The organism is Collinsella sp. CLA-ER-H6 (assembly GCF_040092305.1).
GTDB lineage: Bacteria > Actinomycetota > Coriobacteriia > Coriobacteriales > Coriobacteriaceae > Collinsella.
On the sequence record NZ_JBBNLS010000018.1, the window covers coordinates 18,503 to 35,683 of the forward strand.

Genomic DNA, 17,181 nt, shown 5'->3' on the forward strand with positions numbered 1-17,181 from the left:
CTGGAGGCCCTGTTCATGGAAGAGATGGAAGTCAATCACGTCGACGACATCCACGAGAAGCTGACCGATATGGTGGGCGATCGCGTCAAGGTTAAGGCCAACATGGGCCGTACCCGCGTCGTCGAGCGCATGGGCACCATCAAGAGCGTCCACCCGGCCGTCTTCATTGTCGAGGTTGACGAGCGTCGCGGCCGCAAGTCGCGTCAGTCCTACCAGTACATCGATGTCCTCACCGGCCAGGTCGAGCTGTTCGACCCCGAGAGCGGCGAGCATATCTTTACCCCGCTCGGCAATCAGCTCGAGGAGCATTAACGGTGACCGATTGGTCCCTGACTCTTTCCGCGCCGGCAAAGATCAACCTCTACCTGGGGGTTCATACCGAGCGCGATGACCGCGGCTACCACAGGGTCGATTCCCTGATGGCAGCCGTCGGTCTTTCCGATACCGTGACGGTCACGCCGGTGCAGGCGCTGACCGTCCAGACGGTTCCGGCATCAGATTTTCCCATGCAAAAGAATACGGCGTATCGGGCTGCGGTTGCTATGGCCGAGCATTATGGTCGCGAGGCAAACATCTGCGTGACGATTGAGAAGCGCATTCCATTGTGCGCCGGCTTGGGCGGCCCCTCGACGGATGCGGCCGCGGTCATTGTCGCCTTGGCGGAGCTCTGGGGCATTGATCGCACCGACCCAGCGCTCGACGATATTGCGCGGGGCATTGGTGCTGACGTCCCGTTCTTTTTGCACGCGAGCCCTGCGTTCTACGTAGGCGGGGGAGACGTGCTGGCAACTGAGTACTCCGTGCTGCCCACGACGCCCGTTGTGCTGGTTAAGCCGCGGGAGGCGAGCGTTTCGACAATTGAAGCCTATCGACGTTTTGACGAGGCCCCGGTGCCTGCGGACAAGCCCGGCGCGATAGCTTCTGCCTTGCGTGCTGGTGATGCCGAGACGGCATATGCGCTCATCCATAACAACCTAGGTGTCATTTCCGCACAGATGGAGCCGCAGATTCAAACGGTTCTCGATTGGCTGCGTAAACAGGACGGCACCGTTGCTGTAGATGTGTGCGGATCGGGCGCCTGTTCGTTTGCCATTTGCGACACTGCCGCCACGGCCGAAAGGCTTGCGGACGCTGCCCAGCAAAAAGGCTGGTGGGCCTGCGCGACGGAGCTTATTCCCAACACGGTTCAAATCGACGCTTCAAAGAAATAAAAATTTCTCTAGCACGCGGCGAAAATCTTTGTTACTATAGTCGAGATAACGGGTTGTGGCTCAGTTTGGTAGAGCACTGCGTTCGGGACGCAGGGGTCGCTGGTTCAAATCCAGTCAACCCGACCAGAGCATGAGGAGGGACCGCTTCTTGCGGTCCCTTTTTTTAGCTAGTGTTGTGATACCGCGATACCCGCGGTATACTCATTCGAGCTTGTCTCGCTGTATTGTGGAGGTCTACATGTTTGGACTGAGGGCTCCTGAGCTCATCATTATTCTCGTCGTTGTCCTGATTATCTTCGGGCCCAAGAACCTGCCGAAGCTCGGCAAGTCCCTCGGCTCTACCGTCAAGAATATCCGTGAGGGTATGGAGGGCGACGATAAGGCCGAGACCAAGCAGGCCGAGGAGGTCGTGGTCGAGCAGTCCGAGGAGGACAAGGAGATCGCTGAGCTCGAGGCCAAGCTCGCTGCTGCCAAGAAGAAGCAGGCAGAGGACAGCGACGCGGACGCAGAGTAGTCCCATCCCTTTGGGGTGAGCACCTGACCGGCTTGCCCGCAGGCTAGCCGGTCTTTTTCGTTTTGTTGACAGTTGATTGTTTGATCAGAGTTGGGGAGATATCCGTATGGACGCAAGCCAGATCGTACTGACCGCTGAGGGCCGCCAGAAGCTCGTCGAGGAGCTCGCTTGGCGTGAGGGCGATTACGCCAAGGAGATCGTCGAGGACATCAAGGAAGCCCGCGCGTTCGGCGACCTTTCGGAGAACTCCGAGTACGACGCCGCTAAGGACAAGCAGGCCCAGAACGCCGCTCGTATTGCCGAGATCCAGGCCATCCTCGCCAACGCTCAGGTTGCTGCCACCACGGGCGACCTGACCGTCTCCATCGGTTCCACCGTTTCGCTGATTGATCCCAACGGCGAGGTCATGGAAGTCACGCTCGTTGGTACCACCGAGACCAACTCGCTCGAGCACAAGATTTCCAACGAGTCTCCGGTCGGTCACGCCATCATCGGTCACGGCGAGGGCGACTCCGTCGAGGTCGTTACGCCTTCCGGCAAGACTCGCGTCTACACCATCGCCAAGATCGCACGCTAGACCACGGTCCCGCGTAAAGGTGTGTTTTCGCTCCCTGGGACCGAATCCTGGGGAGCGTTTTAGTTTGAGGAGCTAACTTATGGCAGAGAACCAGAACGCCGCCGATCAGGCATCGACGCTCAACGACGAGCGCGCCACCCGCCTGGCCAAGCGCGCCGCCCTGTTCGAGGCGGGCCAGAACCCCTATCCCGAGCACTCTGAGCTTGAGGACTACGTCGCCGATATCGAGACTAAGTACGCCGATCTTGCCGATGGTGAGGACACCGAGGATGTCGTGAAGATCGCCGGCCGTGTGGTCGCCAAGCGCGGTCAGGGCAAGATCATGTTCATCGTCGTGCGCGATGCGACTGCCGAGATTCAACTGTTCTGCCGCATCAACGACATGGACGAGGCTGCCTGGAATACGCTCAAGGCCCTCGACCTGGGCGACATCCTGGGCGTGACCGGCGTGGTCGTGCGCACCCAGCGCGGCCAGCTTTCCGTTGCTCCTAAGAGCGCGACCCTGCTTGCCAAGGCCGTTCGTCCGCTGCCCGAGAAGTTCCACGGTCTTTCCGACAAGGAGACCCGCTATCGCCAGCGCTATGTCGACCTGATCGCCAACGACGACGTTCGCGAGACCTTCCGTAAGCGTTCGCAGATTCTCTCCACCTTCCGTCGCTTTATGGAGTCCGACGGCTACATGGAGGTCGAGACCCCCATCCTGCAGACCATCCAGGGCGGCGCTACTGCCAAGCCGTTCATTACCCACTTCAACGCGCTCGATCAGGAGTGCTACCTGCGTATTGCCACCGAGCTGCACCTCAAGCGCTGCATTGTCGGTGGTTTTGAGCGCGTGTTCGAGATCGGCCGCATCTTCCGTAACGAGGGCATGGACCTTACCCACAACCCCGAGTTCACCACGATGGAGGCCTACCGTGCCTTCTCCGACCTCGAGGGCATGAAGGCACTCGCCCAGGGTGTCATCAAGGCTGCCAACAAGGCCATCGGCAACCCCGAGGTCATCGAGTACCAGGGCCAGACCATCGACCTTTCTGGTGAGTGGGCCAGCCGTCCCATGACCGACATCGTCTCCGATGTGCTCGGCAAGCAGGTCACCATCGACACGCCGGTCGAGGAGCTTGCTTCCGCCGCGCGCGAGAAGGGCCTGGAGATTAAGCCCGAGTGGACCGCCGGCAAGATTATCGCCGAGATCTACGATGAGCTGGGCGAGGACACCATCGTCAACCCGACCTTCGTGTGCGATTACCCCATCGAGGTCAGCCCGCTTGCCAAGCGTTTTGAGGACGACCCGCGCCTGACGCACCGCTTTGAGCTGGTTATTGCCGGCCACGAGTACGCCAACGCGTTCTCCGAGCTCAACGACCCGGTCGACCAGGCCGAGCGCTTTGCCGCCCAGATGGCCGAGAAGGCCGGCGGCGACGATGAGGCCATGGAGTATGACGAGGACTACGTGCGCGCCCTCGAGTACGGTATGCCTCCCGCGGGCGGTATTGGCATTGGTATCGACCGCGTGGTCATGCTGCTTACCAACCAGGCTTCTATCCGCGACGTGCTGCTGTTCCCGCACATGAAGCCCGAGAAAGGTTTCCAGTCCGGTGCCGCTGCCGCCAAGGCTGCCGAGGCCGGCAACGCCGCGAGCCCATTCGTTAAGTCGCTTAAGCCCACGCTCGATTACTCCAAGATCGCCGTTGAGCCGCTGTTTGAGGAGTTCGTCGACTTTGATACCTTCTCCAAGAGCGACTTCCGCGCTGTGAAGGTCAAGGCATGCGAGGCCGTCAAGAAGTCCAAGAAGCTGCTGAACTTTACGCTCGACGACGGCACCGGCACCGACCGCACCATCCTCTCCGGTATTCACGCTTATTACGAGCCCGAGGACCTGGTTGGCAAGACCTTGCTCGCCATCACCAACCTGCCTCCGCGCAAGATGATGGGTATTCCCAGCTGCGGCATGCTGATCAGCGCTGTCCACGAGGAGGAGGGCGAGGAGCGCCTCAACCTGATCCAGCTCGACGCCTCCATCCCCGCCGGCGCAAAGATGTACTAACTTGTTACGCGGTTCTACGAACCGCGTAACGGCTCGACGCTGCGCGGTCCGCATTTGGGCAATCTGACGTTCAACTTCAAGGGCGCGACCTAGGTGGTTACGCGGGTTTACCAACCCGCGTAACCAGTTGACGCTGCGCGCCGCCCAGGGCGACAATTTGTCATTCAAAAGGCAAGGCATGACCAGAAGGTCTATGCCTTGCCTTTTGAATGACAAATTGTCGCCCTGGACGTCGCTCGCTGTCCGTCCTCTACCTGCGGCGTTGACTTGGTTGACACTTAGAACATCGATGTAGTCATTGGGGACGTTCTTAAACGACTGCCCAACGGCTGTTGAGCACATGGCTCGCATGACAGCCGTCTCTTTTATGTTTCCTTTAGCCGTTGCTGCCTAGGATGGGGGTTAGTCGGTAGGAAGGGAGCGTCTATATGGACGACGCGAGCGAGCGTTCAATCGAAGAGGACATGCTCGATCAGTTCAATTACTTTGATGATGAGGACGAGGAGCTGATCGACCGTCGCGAGCCAGCGCCGCTTGATTCCTTTGATCTGGTCGATGAAGAGCCCGACGAGGACGAGGGCGAATCGGCGGAGCCCTCACAGCCTTCGCGCCTTGACTCGCTGCTTTCGAGAGCCCCCATGCACCACGGTGTCCGTGCCGGCGCGCTCCATATGAAAACTGACTGGCACCAGATCGTGACGGCAGGCGATGAGCTTGCCGTCGATGCGCCGCTCACCGATAAATCATCCATCATCTGCCGCACCGGCATGCTTATGCTGGCAAGCGGAACGGGTGCCTGGCGCGTGCGCGATACCATGAATCGTGTTGCCGCCGTACTCGGTGTCACCATCCACGTTGACTTAAGTCTTCTGTCGTTTGAGTGCACCTGCATCGAAGATGGCCACTGCTTTAACGAGGTTGTCAGCCTGCCCACAACGGGAGTCAATACCCATCGCATTTGGATGATGGAGAGCTTCTTAAATGAAATCGAGACGTATGGGCGCCGGTTTACCGTGCACGAATACCACGAGATGCTCAAGACCGTTGAGAGTTCAAAACCCGATTACTCTCCCTGGCAACAGGGCCTTGCGGCAGCTTGTGCTTGCGGCGCCTTCGTCTTTTTGCTCGGCGGCGGCCCTATCGAGATGGCCTGCGCGTTTGTGGGCGCGGGTGTCGGCAACTTTGCCCGCTCCCATATTCTCAAGCAAGGCCTTGGTCAGTTCAGCGCGCTGACGACCGGCGTTGCGCTCGCTTGCGTTTCGTATCTGCTGGCATTGCTCGGCCTTGGCCAGGTCATACCGGGGGCAATGTCGCACCAAGAAGGCTATATCGGCGCCATGCTCTTTGTGATTCCCGGCTTTCCGCTCATTACGGCGGGCCTCGACATCGCCAAGCTCGACATGCGAAGCGGTATCGAGCGCCTTTCATATGCCGTATCGATTATTGTGATGGCGACGCTCGTAGGTTGGATGGTTGCCGAGTGTGTTGGCCTGGCGCCGGACGACTTTGCCCCACTGGGCCTTTCGCCGCTTGCCCTTACGCTCCTGCGCGTGGTGATGAGCTTCGTTGGCGTATTCGGCTTCTCGGTGATGTTCAACAGCCCGGTAAAGATGGCCGCGGCAGCTGGGTTGATCGGCGCCGTGTCCAATACCCTGCGTCTGACCCTTGTCGATGCGCCGACGATGATTCCCTTCCTGGGCCTCAGCACGGGAATGCCTCCCGAGGCAGCAGCGTTTATCGGCGCGCTGGTATCGGGTCTGCTGGCAAGCTTGGCCGAAGTCAAGCTCACCTACCCGCGCATCGCCCTCACGGTGCCTTCGATTGTCATTATGGTGCCCGGTCTGTATCTCTATCGCTCTATGTATTACATGTGCACCTTCGACACGGTCAACATGCTCGGCTGGTTTGTGCGCGCAGTGCTCATCGTGGCGTTTCTGCCCGTTGGCTTGGGCGTGGCGAGAACCCTCACCGACCCTCGCTGGCGCCATACCAGCTAATTGGTGCAAGGGGGACAGGTTACTTTGCACCAAATGAGTTGCGGTGAAATAGGGACTGAATTGTTGCTTAAAGGGTCAAAACAGTCCGTATTCCACCGCAACTTATGGGGTCGGGGGTTTTGGTGCCCTGCATCTCCACAAACTCAACGCTTACGAAGCGCGCGCCGTTCGTGCTAGGCTGGTTCCACCACATAAGTAGTCGCAGACGCGCGTACCACGGGCGGGCGAGATGAAGTTCCAACAGCTCCATCTTGCCCGCCCGTTTTTGTTGCGTGGCGCCGCGGCACAACACAGAGAGGAATCTGCCCTTTATGCCTATCAACAAACGAGAGAGCCTGCTGTTCACCTTTATCATGTGCTTTTGCATGGTGCTCTGGATGAGCATCTACAACGTTGCCCTGCAGCACGGGGCCATCAACGGCGAGGTCGTTGCCGCTGCGTGGCTCGGCTTCCCCGTTGCCTACATTTTTGCCATGTGCTGCGACTGGTTCGTCGCCAGCCCGCTCGCCAAGGGTTTCGCCTTTAAGTACTTGGTCGCGCCGGGCAAGAGCTCGCCGCTCGCCATGACGCTCGCCGTCAGCTCCTGCATGGTCGTTCCCATGGTCATCATCATGTCGCTGTACGGTGCCTGCGAGGGTCTGACGCACATGCCCGGCGGCATCCTTGCGAACCTGTATTCCGTGCCCGCGATCTGGATGATCAACATCCCGCATAATTTTGTGATGGCGCTGCCGTGGAACCTTTTGGTAGCCGGTCCGATTTCCCACTTCGTCTTCCGTCGCGCCTTCCCTGTGGGGACGGTTTTCGAGGAGGAGCATGCCGAGCTCTTGGAGCAGGCTATGGCTTCTGAGTGCGAGTAGCTCGCTTAGGGATCTGCTGAGCGCGGGCGACTTGCTTGGTTGGAGCCCTAAGCGTGGATAGCTCTCTCGGCGACATTGCGGGCGTGAGCGGTGCGCATGACCGGAGGGCCCGTGCTGCTCCGTTGCCCGACGTGCTAGCGCGCAGAACAATCTGTTGGTGCATTCGGCGGCTGCTGAAGCGTTTCGGCAGCCGCTTTTTATACGGAGTTTAAATACAACAGTCTGTTGTATTACGTAGAGTGGTATATCTCTAGCAGGAAAAATGCGAGAGACGGAGCATTATGGCGTTGCTAGTAGGACTGGACGTAGGGTCGACGACGACCAAAGTTTACGCGATGCACGAGGATATGACCGAGGCGTGGTGGGGATATCGCCGCCACGGGGCGTGTCAGACAGCGAGCGTGCGCGCCATGCTCGGCGAGCTCGCCGAGCGCTTTCCCCATGAGTCGCTGCGCGTTGCGGTGACCGGCTCGGGTGCGCGCGATATCGCGACCGCGCTGGGCGCCTCGTACGTTCAGGAGGTGGTCGCCAACGCGCTCGCGATCAGCAGGTTCTATCCGCAGACGCGCTGCGCCATCGAGCTGGGCGGCCAAGACGCCAAGATAATCTTCTTCCGCACCAACGATAAGGGAGACATCGAGGTTGCCGACATGCGCATGAACGGCTCGTGCGCAGGCGGTACCGGTGCATTTATCGACGAGATGGCAAAGCTCATGGGGGTCGGCACCGAATCGGGCGAGTTCGAGCAGCTCGCAAGCCGGGGAACGACCGTCCACGAGGTCTCGGGCCGCTGCGGCGTGTACGCAAAGACCGATATCCAGCCGCTGCTCAACGAGGGCATTCCTACCACCGACCTGGCGCTTTCGGCGCTTCACGCGGTCGCCCGCCAAACGATCGGCGGTCTGGCCCAGGGTATCGACATCGAGCCGCCGGTAATCTTCGAGGGCGGTACGCTCGCCTACAACCCCACGCTGGTCCGCGTGTTCCGGGAGCAACTGAATCTATCGGACGATCAGGTTATCGTCCCGCGCGATCCGCAGATCATGGTCGCGCGCGGTGCCGCCCTGTCGCTGACCGACATGTTCGCATCGTCCCAACCGATCGACCTTCCCGACGCTTTTGTCCGGCTGGATAAGCTCGAGACGGTCGCGCCCGCAAGCGGGGAGGGACGTCTTGCCCAGCCCTTTTTTGCCACACCTGCCGAGCAGGCGGATTTTACGGCACGCCATGGCAAAGAGACGCCGGCAAAGGGTCCGGATGCGTATGCGCCCGGAGAGACGGTGCGTGTGGCGCTCGGTATCGATTCGGGGAGCACGACGACCAAGTTCGCCCTGGTCGATGAGGCGGGTGAGTTTGTCGATTCGTTCTACGCGTCTAATAACGGCAGACCGCTCGACGTCGCCCAACAGGGTCTTGTCAGCTTGAAGAACCGCTGGGAGACAGCGGGAGTCACGCTTGCGATCGATGCCGTGGGCACCACGGGATACGGCGAGGAGCTTTTCGCGCGCGCGTTCCACGCCGACTACCATACGGTCGAGACGGTCGCGCACGCCCGCGCCGCGTGCGCATGCGTTCCCGATGCGACCTTCGTGCTCGACATCGGCGGACAGGATATGAAGGCCATCTGGCTCAACCACGGCGTGCTGACCGATATCGTCGTCAACGAGGCGTGCTCTGCGGGCTGCGGCTCGTTCCTCGAGGGTTTTGCCAAAAACCTCGGAATAGCCGTTGAGGATATCGCGACCGAGGCATTTTCGTCCAAAGCCCCCGCCGTTCTCGGCAGCCGCTGCACGGTGTTCATGAACAGCAGCGTCGTTTCCGAGCAGCGGCGCGGTAAGGGTCCGGGCGACATCATGGCCGGTCTCTGCCGTTCGATTATCGAGAACGTGTTCACCAAGGTCATTCGCGTTTCAAATCTCAACCGTCTGGGCGACAAAGTCGTCGTCCAGGGCGGCACGTTCCGAAACGACGCGGTGCTGCGCGCATTCGAGCAGTATCTGGGCAAACCCGTCACGCGTGCGCCCCACCCGGGGCTGATGGGCGCTATCGGTATCGCCCTGCTCGCGCGCGAGGAATGCCGCAAGGGCGACGCCGACACGTCGTTTATCGGGCTCGATGCCGTGGAGCGCTTCGAGCATCGCGAGTTCGGCGGCGTTACCTGCCGTCGGTGCAACAACCGCTGCCAGCGCGCGGTCGTGGCATTTGGCGACGGCTCGCTTTACGTCACGGGCAATCGCTGCCCGCGCGGCGGCGCCATCTCATGGGATGAGCTCGTGCGCGAGGTTCCCGCGGCGGAGGAGCTGCGTCCGCAGGGTGCTTGCGAGGCACAGGCACCCGGCACGGGGCGCGACCGGACCGCGGCTGCCCCCAATCTCTTTGTCGACCGCGAGGAGCTGCTGTTCGAGTCGTACCCCACGGTTCCCGTCTGCGGGGGGCGCGATGTCACGATCGGCATTCCCCGTGTGCTCGAGTTCTGGGACACCATGCCGTTCTGGTCGACGTTCTTCAGCACGCTCGGCTTTAAGGTGCGCGTCTCGGGACGCAGCACCAAGGCGATGTACGAGCGCGGTCTGGCGCACGTCACATCCGACACCGTGTGCTTCCCGGCCAAGCTCGTCCACGGGCACATCCGCAATCTCGTCGACGCCGGCGTCGACCGCATCTTCATGCCCATCATCACGACGGTGCCCACCGAAAACACCGCCTCTACCAGCGAGTGGATGTGCGCCGTCGTAAAGGGATACCCCTACGTGATGCGCAATTCCGATAACCCGGAGGAGCGTTTCGGCGTTCCGTTCGATACGCCGCTGTTCCACTGGTACGACGAGGGCGACCGAAACCGCCAGCTCAAGGCGTGGTGCAAGGAGACCTTCGATATCGATGCCGACCTGGTTGCCAAGGCGACCGAGCAGGCGGACCGCGCGCAGGAGACGTTTGAGAACCAGCTGCAGCTGCGCGGCAGGCAGGTGCTCGAGAACGTGCGCGAGGACGGCGGCTACGCGGTGGTGATCGCTTCGCGCCCGTACCACAACGACCCGCTGGTCAACCACGGGCTGCCCAAGCTCTTCTCTGAGCGCGGCATCCCCGTGCTGACGCCCGATGCGGTGCCGGGGGTCTGCAACGTCGATCTTTCCAACAGCCGCATCGACATCGTGAACAACTACCATGCGCGCATGCTGTCGTGCGCGGTCATCGTCGCATCGACGCCCGAGCTCGAGCTCGTGCAGATGGGCAGCTTCGGCTGCGGCCACGATGCGTATCTCACCGACGAGATCGCGCGCATGATGGGCGAGATGGGCTCCAAGGTTCCGATGATGATCAAGCTCGATGAGAGCGACGTCGCCGGTCCCATGGGCATTCGCGTGCGTTCGTTTATCGAGTCGGTCAACCGTCGTCGCGCGGAGGAGCGTGCCGAGGGCGCCCGGGTGCACGCGGTCCATCCGCTCGACGACCCGTATAAGGTCAAGTACACCAAGCGCGACCGGCACGACAAGATCGCGCTGGTCCCCAACACCTCCCATGCGTTCTGCAGGCTCATGACCGCGGCGATGCGCAATCAGGGCGTGCGCGCCGAGGCCCTTGATATCGGGCGCGAGGATGCCATCCGCCTGGGCAAACGCTATGTGCACAACGACATCTGCTTCCCCGCGCAAATCGTGATCGGCGAGGCGCTCGCGGCACTCGAGAGCGGTAAGTACGACCCGCACGACGTCGCCGTGGTGACTGGCAAGTATATCGGCGACTGCCGCCTGACGCACTACATGCCCCTGCTGCGCCGCGCGCTCGACGACGCGGGATACGACTATGTCCCGGTGCTCACCAACGACGACGTCGATGCCCACAATGCGCATCCGGGCTTCAAGCTCGGCCTTGGCCCGAGCATCCAGATCGCCTACGGTCTTCCCATGATCGATGCCCTCGAGGCCATGCTTAGGCGCATCCGTCCCTACGAGCTCGAGAAGGGCGCGGCGGACGCTGCGTTCGACCGCGCGCTCGATGAGGTTATCGAGGGCATGGAGCGCTCCGGGCTGAGAGGCCAGGCGACGGGCTTCAAACGCGCGCTTGCGATCATGGACGCCGTTCCGTACGACCGCTCGAACCCGCATCCGACCGTTCTCATCGTGGGCGAGTACCTGCTCAATTTCCATCTCGGCGCCAACCACGAGATCGAGCGCTACCTCGAGGACAACGGGCTCGAGGTCATCGAGGCGCGCATGACCGACGTGATCCGCAAGACCTATTTCTACAAGCATGCGCAGTCGCGCGAGTTCCACGTCGACCTGTCGCTGCCCGAAAAGGCCTGGTACGCCACGGCGGACAACCTGTTCGAGCTCGCGCACGACCGTTGCGACCGCCTGGGCGCGGCGAGCCCGCTCTACGAGCCGCCGACGCGCATGCCCGAGCTCGTGCGCGCGAGCGATAAGATCCTGCACCATACGTTCGATGCGGGCGAGGGCGTGCTGATTCCGGCGGAGATTCTCGAGCACGCCAAGCGCGGCTGCCGCAACTTCGTGATCCTGCAGCCGTTCGGGTGTCTGCCCAACCATGTCGTGGGGCGCGGGCTCATCCATGCGCTCAAGGAGCAGTATCCCACGGCGCAGTTCCTGCCGCTCGACTACGATCCCGACGTGAGCTTCGCCAACGTGGAGAACCGTCTTCAGATGCTCATCATGAACGCCAAGGCGCAGGGGTGCGGTGAGGCGCATGGCGAGACCGCGTAAGGACGCCGATGCGCCCGATGCACGCACCCGTATCATCGAGGCGTTTTGGGAGCTCATCGAGAACAACAGCATCTTCGAGCTGTCGGTTGGCGAGGTGACCCGCGCCGCCCAGTGCAATCGCGGAACGTTTTACTACTATTTTCACGATTTCGATGAACTCGTCGCCATCGCCATAGCCCAGCTGCTGCAGGATAACGAGCTCATCACCGATGCCCTCTGGCATTTTTCGAGCGAGGGCGACCTTTCGGCGTTCGACCGGCGCGACGTCCGCTGCCTGCTGCGGCGCATCGTCATCACCATGAGGGCGGGTGCCGCCGAGCAGGTCGTGCAGGGCATCCATACGATCATCATCGACCGCGTGAGAGAGATCGTCCACCCCGACGGAGAAGAGCTCAAGGCAGATTCGAGCTTTGCGGTGGGCTTTCTGGTCTCGGGCATCATGGGCTTTGTGATGGCGGTCGGCTTTGCCCGGGAGGGCGGCGAGGAGATAGACCTCGAGCAGCCGGGGGACAGCGCGTGCGCGTACCTGAGGGCGGTCGCCATGCAGACGGTGGAAACGGTCGCGCAAGTCGAGGGCGTCGATACATCCGAGCTGCTCGAACGCGTCTCCAAGGAGGCCGATGCCTATCGCGCATCGCGTGCGACGAGTCCCGACGTGGTGAAAGACGCCTAGGGTTTCTCTTGCGGGGCGCCTGTCGCGCATCGCGCGGTGAGTCCCGCGATGCGGTCATAACCTGCATTCATGTGAGCCGGGTTTATAGATATTCCTCCAGCTGTTAACATAGACAACCTGTGGGTAAAGAGACAAAAGCGCCGCCGACGGGCGGGCGTTTTGATTTCGATGAACTCATGTAAGGAAACGAGCATGTTAGATAGATTTACCGATCGAGCGCGCAAGGTCATGTCGATGGCCAAACAGGAGGCGCTCGATCTGCACTCAAATAAGGTGGGCACCGAGCACCTGCTGCTCGCACTCGCCAAGGAGGACGAGGGCATCGCTGCCGAGGCGCTGCGCTCGCTTGATATCTCCTACGACGACATCATGGACACCCTCAAGGAGGTCCAGACCACGGTTCCCGAGCCCAGCGAGGAGACCGAGGCTGCCAAGCTTGCCTTTACGCCGCTCGTCATTAGCGTGATGGAGCGCTCCTTCCGCGTGGCACGTGAGAACAACCAGACCTACGTGTCGACCGAGCACTTGCTGATTGGCATCGTCGAAGAGGGTAACGGCATGGCCATGGACATCCTCATGCGCCTGGGTGTGTCGTCCGCCTCCATCAAAAAGGCTATCGAGAAACTTACCGCCAAGGACCAGGACAAGAAGCGTCCGCTCGCCGGCGCCGGTGCCGGGCGTCCCGGTGCGGGCCTGCCGTTCTTTAGCGGCTCGGACGCGTCGCAGCAAAAGGGGAGCGGCACCGATACGCTTAAGCAGTTCGCCACCAACCTTACGCAGAAGGCGCGCGACGGCGAGCTCGACCCTGTAATTGGTCGCGAAAAGGAAGTCCAGCGTATGATGGAGATCCTTTCGCGTCGCACCAAGAACAATCCGCTTATCTTGGGCGACCCCGGCGTGGGCAAGACGGCCATCGTCGAGGGCCTGGCTCAGCAGATTGCAGCTGGCAACGTGCCCGAGAACCTTATGAACCAGAACATCTGGACGCTCGACCTGCCGGGCCTCGTTGCGGGCGCCAAGTATCGCGGTGAGTTTGAGGAGCGCCTCAAGAACGTGATCCAGGAGGCCACCGAAGCTGACGACGTCATCCTGTTTATTGACGAGATGCACACCATCATCGGTGCCGGCTCTGCCGAGGGCTCCATCGACGCGAGCTCCATGCTCAAGCCCGTGCTCGCGCGCGGTGCCTTCCAGATTATCGGCGCCACCACGGCCGAGGAATTCCGCAAGTACCTCACCAAGGACCCGGCCTTCGAGCGTCGCTTCCAGACCATCGATGTCGAGGAGCCGAGCGTCGAGGACACGGTCAAGATCCTGACCGCGCTCAAGCCGCGCTACGAGGAGCACCACCATGTGCGCTATACGCAGGGTGCTATCGAGGCCGCCGCGAACCTCTCCGACCGCTACATCCAGGATCGCTTCCTGCCCGATAAGGCCATCGACCTCATTGACGAGGCCGGCGCCCGCGCCCGCATCGCCGCCAACCGCGCGCCCGAGCCGGTGCGCGAGGCCGAGCATCGCGTGGAGGAGCTTAAGGCCGCCGCGCAGGAGGCCACCGAGAGCGACGACATGAACAAGGCCGCCGAGATCACCGAGCAGCAGAAGGCCGCCGAGATTGAGCTCGCCGAGGCCAAGGCCGCCTGGACCGCCGAGCTCGACGCCAGCCCGCTCACCATCGATGTCTCCCAGATCGCCGACATCGTGTCCGTGACTTCGGGCGTGCCGGTGTCTTCGCTTACCGAGAGCGAGAGCCGTCGCCTGCTGCAAGCCGAAAGCGTGCTCAAGACGCGCATCATCGGTCAGGACGAGGCTGTCGAGGCCGTTGCCAAGGCCGTGCGCCGCAGTCGCTCGCCGCTCAAGGACCCGCGTCGCCCCGGCGGCAGCTTTATCTTCCTGGGTCCCACCGGCACAGGCAAGACCGAGCTCGCCAAGACGCTCGCCGAGTACCTCTTTGGCAGCAAGGACGCGCTCATCAGCTTCGACATGTCGGAGTTCGGCAGCGAGTTCGAGGTCTCCAAGCTCATCGGTAGCCCTCCGGGTTACGTGGGTCACGACGAGGGCGGTCAGCTTACCAAGGCCGTTCGTCGTCACCCGTATTCGGTCGTGCTGTTCGACGAGATCGAGAAGGCGCACCCCGACATCTTCAACATCCTGCTGCAGGTGCTGGAGGAGGGCCGCCTGACTGATAGTCAGGGCAAGACGGTCGACTTCCGCAATACCGTGATCATCATGACGTCCAACGTGGGCGCCCGCGAGATCGCGCAGGATGCGAGCGTCGGTTTTGGCACCACCGGTGAGCAGGGTCTCACGTCGAGCGAGATCAAGGGCCGTGCGATGGGCGAGCTCAAGCGCCTGTTCCGCCCTGAGCTGCTCAACCGTATCGACGATATTGTGGTGTTCCAGAAGCTCTCGGGCGAGAACCTGACCAAGATCGCGCACCTGCTGGTGGACGACCTGCGCCAGCGCCTGATCGCAAACGGCATGAACATCAAGCTCACCGATGCGGCCTATGACAAGATCGTGGCCGAGGGCACCGACCTCACCAACGGTGCGCGTCCGCTGCGCCGTGCTATTCAAAAGCTCATCGAGGACCCGCTGTCCGAGGAGCTCCTGGCCGGCGAGTGGGGCGAGGGCGATACCGTCCTGTGCGACGTGGCCGATGGCAAGTTTGTCTTTAGCCACGGCACGGGCGAGATCCCGGCACCGCGTCCGGCGGGCACGCTCGGTGGCGATACCGCCCCGGCGGCACCGCACACCGGCAACGCCGCGCCCGTGAGCGGCGGCGTGACCTCGGGCCCCGGCGGCATGATGCAAGCCGGTTCCGGCGCGCTGTAGGGCGTGGCGACAATTTGATACGCGCAATCGAGGCGCTCCGAAAAGGGCGCCTCGATTTGTAGAGCTGCGGAAGTTGTGACCGTTACGCTATACGGTCCACCGTTAGCCGATGATGCAAGGGCGCTCGGCGTTTTCGACTGGTTTATGCACGCAAAGTCTGGGAATATACAAGTCGCATGTCTTACTGTCTAACCAGTTGCGCCAAGGAGGCACCATGGACTACAAGATTACCGGCTACGAGCCCGCCCAGCTGTTCCATTTCTTTGAGGAGGTCAGCGCGATCCCCCGTGGGTCTGGCAACGAGAAGGGCATCAGCGATTTCCTGGTTGCGTTTGCCAAGGAGCGCGGCCTCGATGTGTATCAGGACGAGGTCTACAACGTCATCATTCGCAAGCCCGCATCTGCCGGCGCCGAGAATGCCCCGACCGTGATGCTGCAGGGCCACATCGACATGGTGTGCGACAAGCTGGGCTCCGTTGAGCACGACTTTACGACTGATGGTATCGACCTGGTCGTCAAGGACGGCGTCCTCACCGCTAACGGCACCACTCTGGGCGCCGACAACGGTATTGCCGTTGCTCTGATGCTCACTGTTCTCGATGACGATTCGATCGCTCACCCCGCCCTCGAGTGCGTATTCACCACCGACGAGGAGACCGGCCTGGTCGGCGCCGAGACGCTCGACAAGTCCCAGATTAGCGCCCGCACCATGATTAACCTTGACTCCGAGGAAGAGGGCGTTGCCACCGTCAGCTGCGCCGGCGGCGTCGTCGTTACCTACACGTGCCCGATCGCGCGCGAGCACAAGACCGGTAGCACCCTCACGCTCGACATCTCCGGCCTGCTGGGCGGTCACTCCGGCTCCGACATCAACCTGGAGCGCGGCAACGGCAACCTTATCATGGCCCGCATCATCGACCGCCTGATGGTCGCCGGCGAGCCCGCCATCGTCAGCTTTAACGGCGGCACCAAGGACAACGCCATCAACCGTGAGTGCAAGGCTGTTCTGGTCTACGCCGACCACGCTGCCGCCGAGGCCGCGGCCCAGATCGCAAAGGGCATCATCGCCGACGTCACTGCCGAGCTCGAGGTCTTCGACCCCGGCTTTACTTGCACCGTCGAGATTGCCGACGACGCCGAGGTTGAGGCCATGGACCAGAAGTCCGCGCTTGCCCTCATCCGCGCCCTGCGCCTTGCCCCTAACGGCGTGATTCGCCGTAACGTCGCCACCGACGGCTCCGTCGAGGTTTCCTCCAACATCGGCGTGGTCGCCACCTCCGATGACGAGGTCAAGATTATGCTGTCCCCGCGCTCTTCGATCACCTCGCTGCAGAACGAGTTCAAGGACCGTCTGCAGACGCTGGCCGATGTCCTGGGCTTCGACGCCAAGTTTGAGTTTGAGTATCCCGGCTGGAGCTATGCCGAGCATTCGCCGGTCCGCGAAGTCTTTGTCGAGAGCTATCGAGAGCTCTTTGGCTCCGAGCTGCGCATCGAGTCCATTCACGCCGGCCTTGAGTGCGGCCTGTTTGCCGAGGCTCTGCACGGCCTGGACGCCATCGCCGTGGGCCCGACGCTCTCCGATGTCCACACCCCGGACGAGAGCATGGAGCTCGCTTCTGCCGAGCGCTTCTACGAGCTGCTCATCGACGTTCTCAAGCGCCTCACTGCGTAAAGGTCGCGCTAGCAGCAGTTCGAGCCACGTGCTAGCGGATTGCAAATGACATTACGAGAGGGGGCACCCGGTCTTTG

The 17,181-nt window shown here is 61.7% G+C and carries 11 protein-coding genes and 1 tRNA gene; all 12 read left to right on the forward strand.

All coding sequences use genetic code 11. The features are described 5' to 3' along the window. Window positions 1–15 precede the first annotated feature (15 nt). The gene (locus AAAX77_RS08295) at window positions 16–312 is read left to right on the forward strand and encodes a Veg family protein (RefSeq protein ID WP_006234957.1); all 297 of its coding nucleotides are present in this window, start codon (window positions 16–18) and stop codon (window positions 310–312) included. A gap of 2 nt (window positions 313–314) precedes the next feature. Next, window positions 315–1,211: a 4-(cytidine 5'-diphospho)-2-C-methyl-D-erythritol kinase gene (gene ispE / locus AAAX77_RS08300; protein WP_349105786.1), complete on the forward strand. Its 897-nt coding sequence runs from the start codon at window positions 315–317 to the stop codon at window positions 1,209–1,211. A gap of 49 nt (window positions 1,212–1,260) precedes the next feature. Further along, window positions 1,261–1,337 (forward strand) — tRNA-Pro (locus AAAX77_RS08305). Window positions 1,338–1,449: 112 nt separating this feature from the next. Then, window positions 1,450–1,725: a twin-arginine translocase TatA/TatE family subunit gene (gene tatA / locus AAAX77_RS08310; protein WP_022094895.1), complete on the forward strand. Its 276-nt coding sequence runs from the start codon at window positions 1,450–1,452 to the stop codon at window positions 1,723–1,725. 106 nt (window positions 1,726–1,831) lie between these two features. Continuing rightward, window positions 1,832–2,302: a transcription elongation factor GreA gene (gene greA, locus AAAX77_RS08315; RefSeq protein WP_006234960.1), complete on the forward strand. Its 471-nt coding sequence runs from the start codon at window positions 1,832–1,834 to the stop codon at window positions 2,300–2,302. Window positions 2,303–2,381: 79 nt separating this feature from the next. Continuing rightward, window positions 2,382–4,346, forward strand: coding sequence for a lysine--tRNA ligase (lysS, locus tag AAAX77_RS08320; protein WP_349105787.1), 1,965 nt, complete (start codon window positions 2,382–2,384; stop codon window positions 4,344–4,346). A 428-nt stretch (window positions 4,347–4,774) separates the two neighbouring features. Further along, window positions 4,775–6,343 (forward strand): threonine/serine exporter family protein, encoded by a 1,569-nt coding sequence (locus tag AAAX77_RS08325; RefSeq protein WP_349105789.1) that lies wholly within the window; start codon window positions 4,775–4,777, stop codon window positions 6,341–6,343. A gap of 311 nt (window positions 6,344–6,654) precedes the next feature. After that, window positions 6,655–7,203, forward strand: a complete 549-nt coding sequence (locus AAAX77_RS08330) for a DUF2798 domain-containing protein (RefSeq protein ID WP_349105790.1) — start codon at window positions 6,655–6,657, stop codon at window positions 7,201–7,203. A gap of 281 nt (window positions 7,204–7,484) precedes the next feature. Then, the gene (locus AAAX77_RS08335; RefSeq protein WP_349105793.1) at window positions 7,485–11,924 is read left to right on the forward strand and encodes an acyl-CoA dehydratase activase; all 4,440 of its coding nucleotides are present in this window, start codon (window positions 7,485–7,487) and stop codon (window positions 11,922–11,924) included. Continuing rightward, the gene (locus AAAX77_RS08340; protein ID WP_055309426.1) at window positions 11,908–12,597 is read left to right on the forward strand and encodes a TetR/AcrR family transcriptional regulator; all 690 of its coding nucleotides are present in this window, start codon (window positions 11,908–11,910) and stop codon (window positions 12,595–12,597) included. Before AAAX77_RS08335 ends, AAAX77_RS08340 begins: the two co-directional genes overlap by 17 nt. A 192-nt stretch (window positions 12,598–12,789) precedes the next feature. After that, window positions 12,790–15,432, forward strand: coding sequence for an ATP-dependent Clp protease ATP-binding subunit (locus AAAX77_RS08345; RefSeq protein WP_349105794.1), 2,643 nt, complete (start codon window positions 12,790–12,792; stop codon window positions 15,430–15,432). A gap of 214 nt (window positions 15,433–15,646) precedes the next feature. Continuing rightward, window positions 15,647–17,104 carry an aminoacyl-histidine dipeptidase gene (locus AAAX77_RS08350; protein WP_349105797.1) on the forward strand — a complete coding sequence of 486 codons (1,458 nt, stop codon included), beginning with the start codon at window positions 15,647–15,649 and terminating at the stop codon, window positions 17,102–17,104. Window positions 17,105–17,181 lie beyond the last annotated feature (77 nt).

What these genes read in the sequence shown, in the direction of transcription:
- AAAX77_RS08295 (WP_006234957.1), top strand. Translation starts at nt 16, where the DNA reads ATGGAAGAGATGGAAGTCAATCACGTCGACGACATCCACGAGAAGCTG.
- tatA (WP_022094895.1), top strand. Translation starts at nt 1,450, where the DNA reads ATGTTTGGACTGAGGGCTCCTGAGCTCATCATTATTCTCGTCGTTGTC.
- greA (WP_006234960.1), top strand. Translation starts at nt 1,832, where the DNA reads ATGGACGCAAGCCAGATCGTACTGACCGCTGAGGGCCGCCAGAAGCTC.
- lysS (WP_349105787.1), top strand. Translation starts at nt 2,382, where the DNA reads ATGGCAGAGAACCAGAACGCCGCCGATCAGGCATCGACGCTCAACGAC.
- AAAX77_RS08325 (WP_349105789.1), top strand. Translation starts at nt 4,775, where the DNA reads ATGGACGACGCGAGCGAGCGTTCAATCGAAGAGGACATGCTCGATCAG.
- AAAX77_RS08330 (WP_349105790.1), top strand. Translation starts at nt 6,655, where the DNA reads ATGCCTATCAACAAACGAGAGAGCCTGCTGTTCACCTTTATCATGTGC.
- AAAX77_RS08335 (WP_349105793.1), top strand. Translation starts at nt 7,485, where the DNA reads ATGGCGTTGCTAGTAGGACTGGACGTAGGGTCGACGACGACCAAAGTT.
- AAAX77_RS08340 (WP_055309426.1), top strand. Translation starts at nt 11,908, where the DNA reads ATGGCGAGACCGCGTAAGGACGCCGATGCGCCCGATGCACGCACCCGT.
- AAAX77_RS08345 (WP_349105794.1), top strand. Translation starts at nt 12,790, where the DNA reads ATGTTAGATAGATTTACCGATCGAGCGCGCAAGGTCATGTCGATGGCC.
- AAAX77_RS08350 (WP_349105797.1), top strand. Translation starts at nt 15,647, where the DNA reads ATGGACTACAAGATTACCGGCTACGAGCCCGCCCAGCTGTTCCATTTC.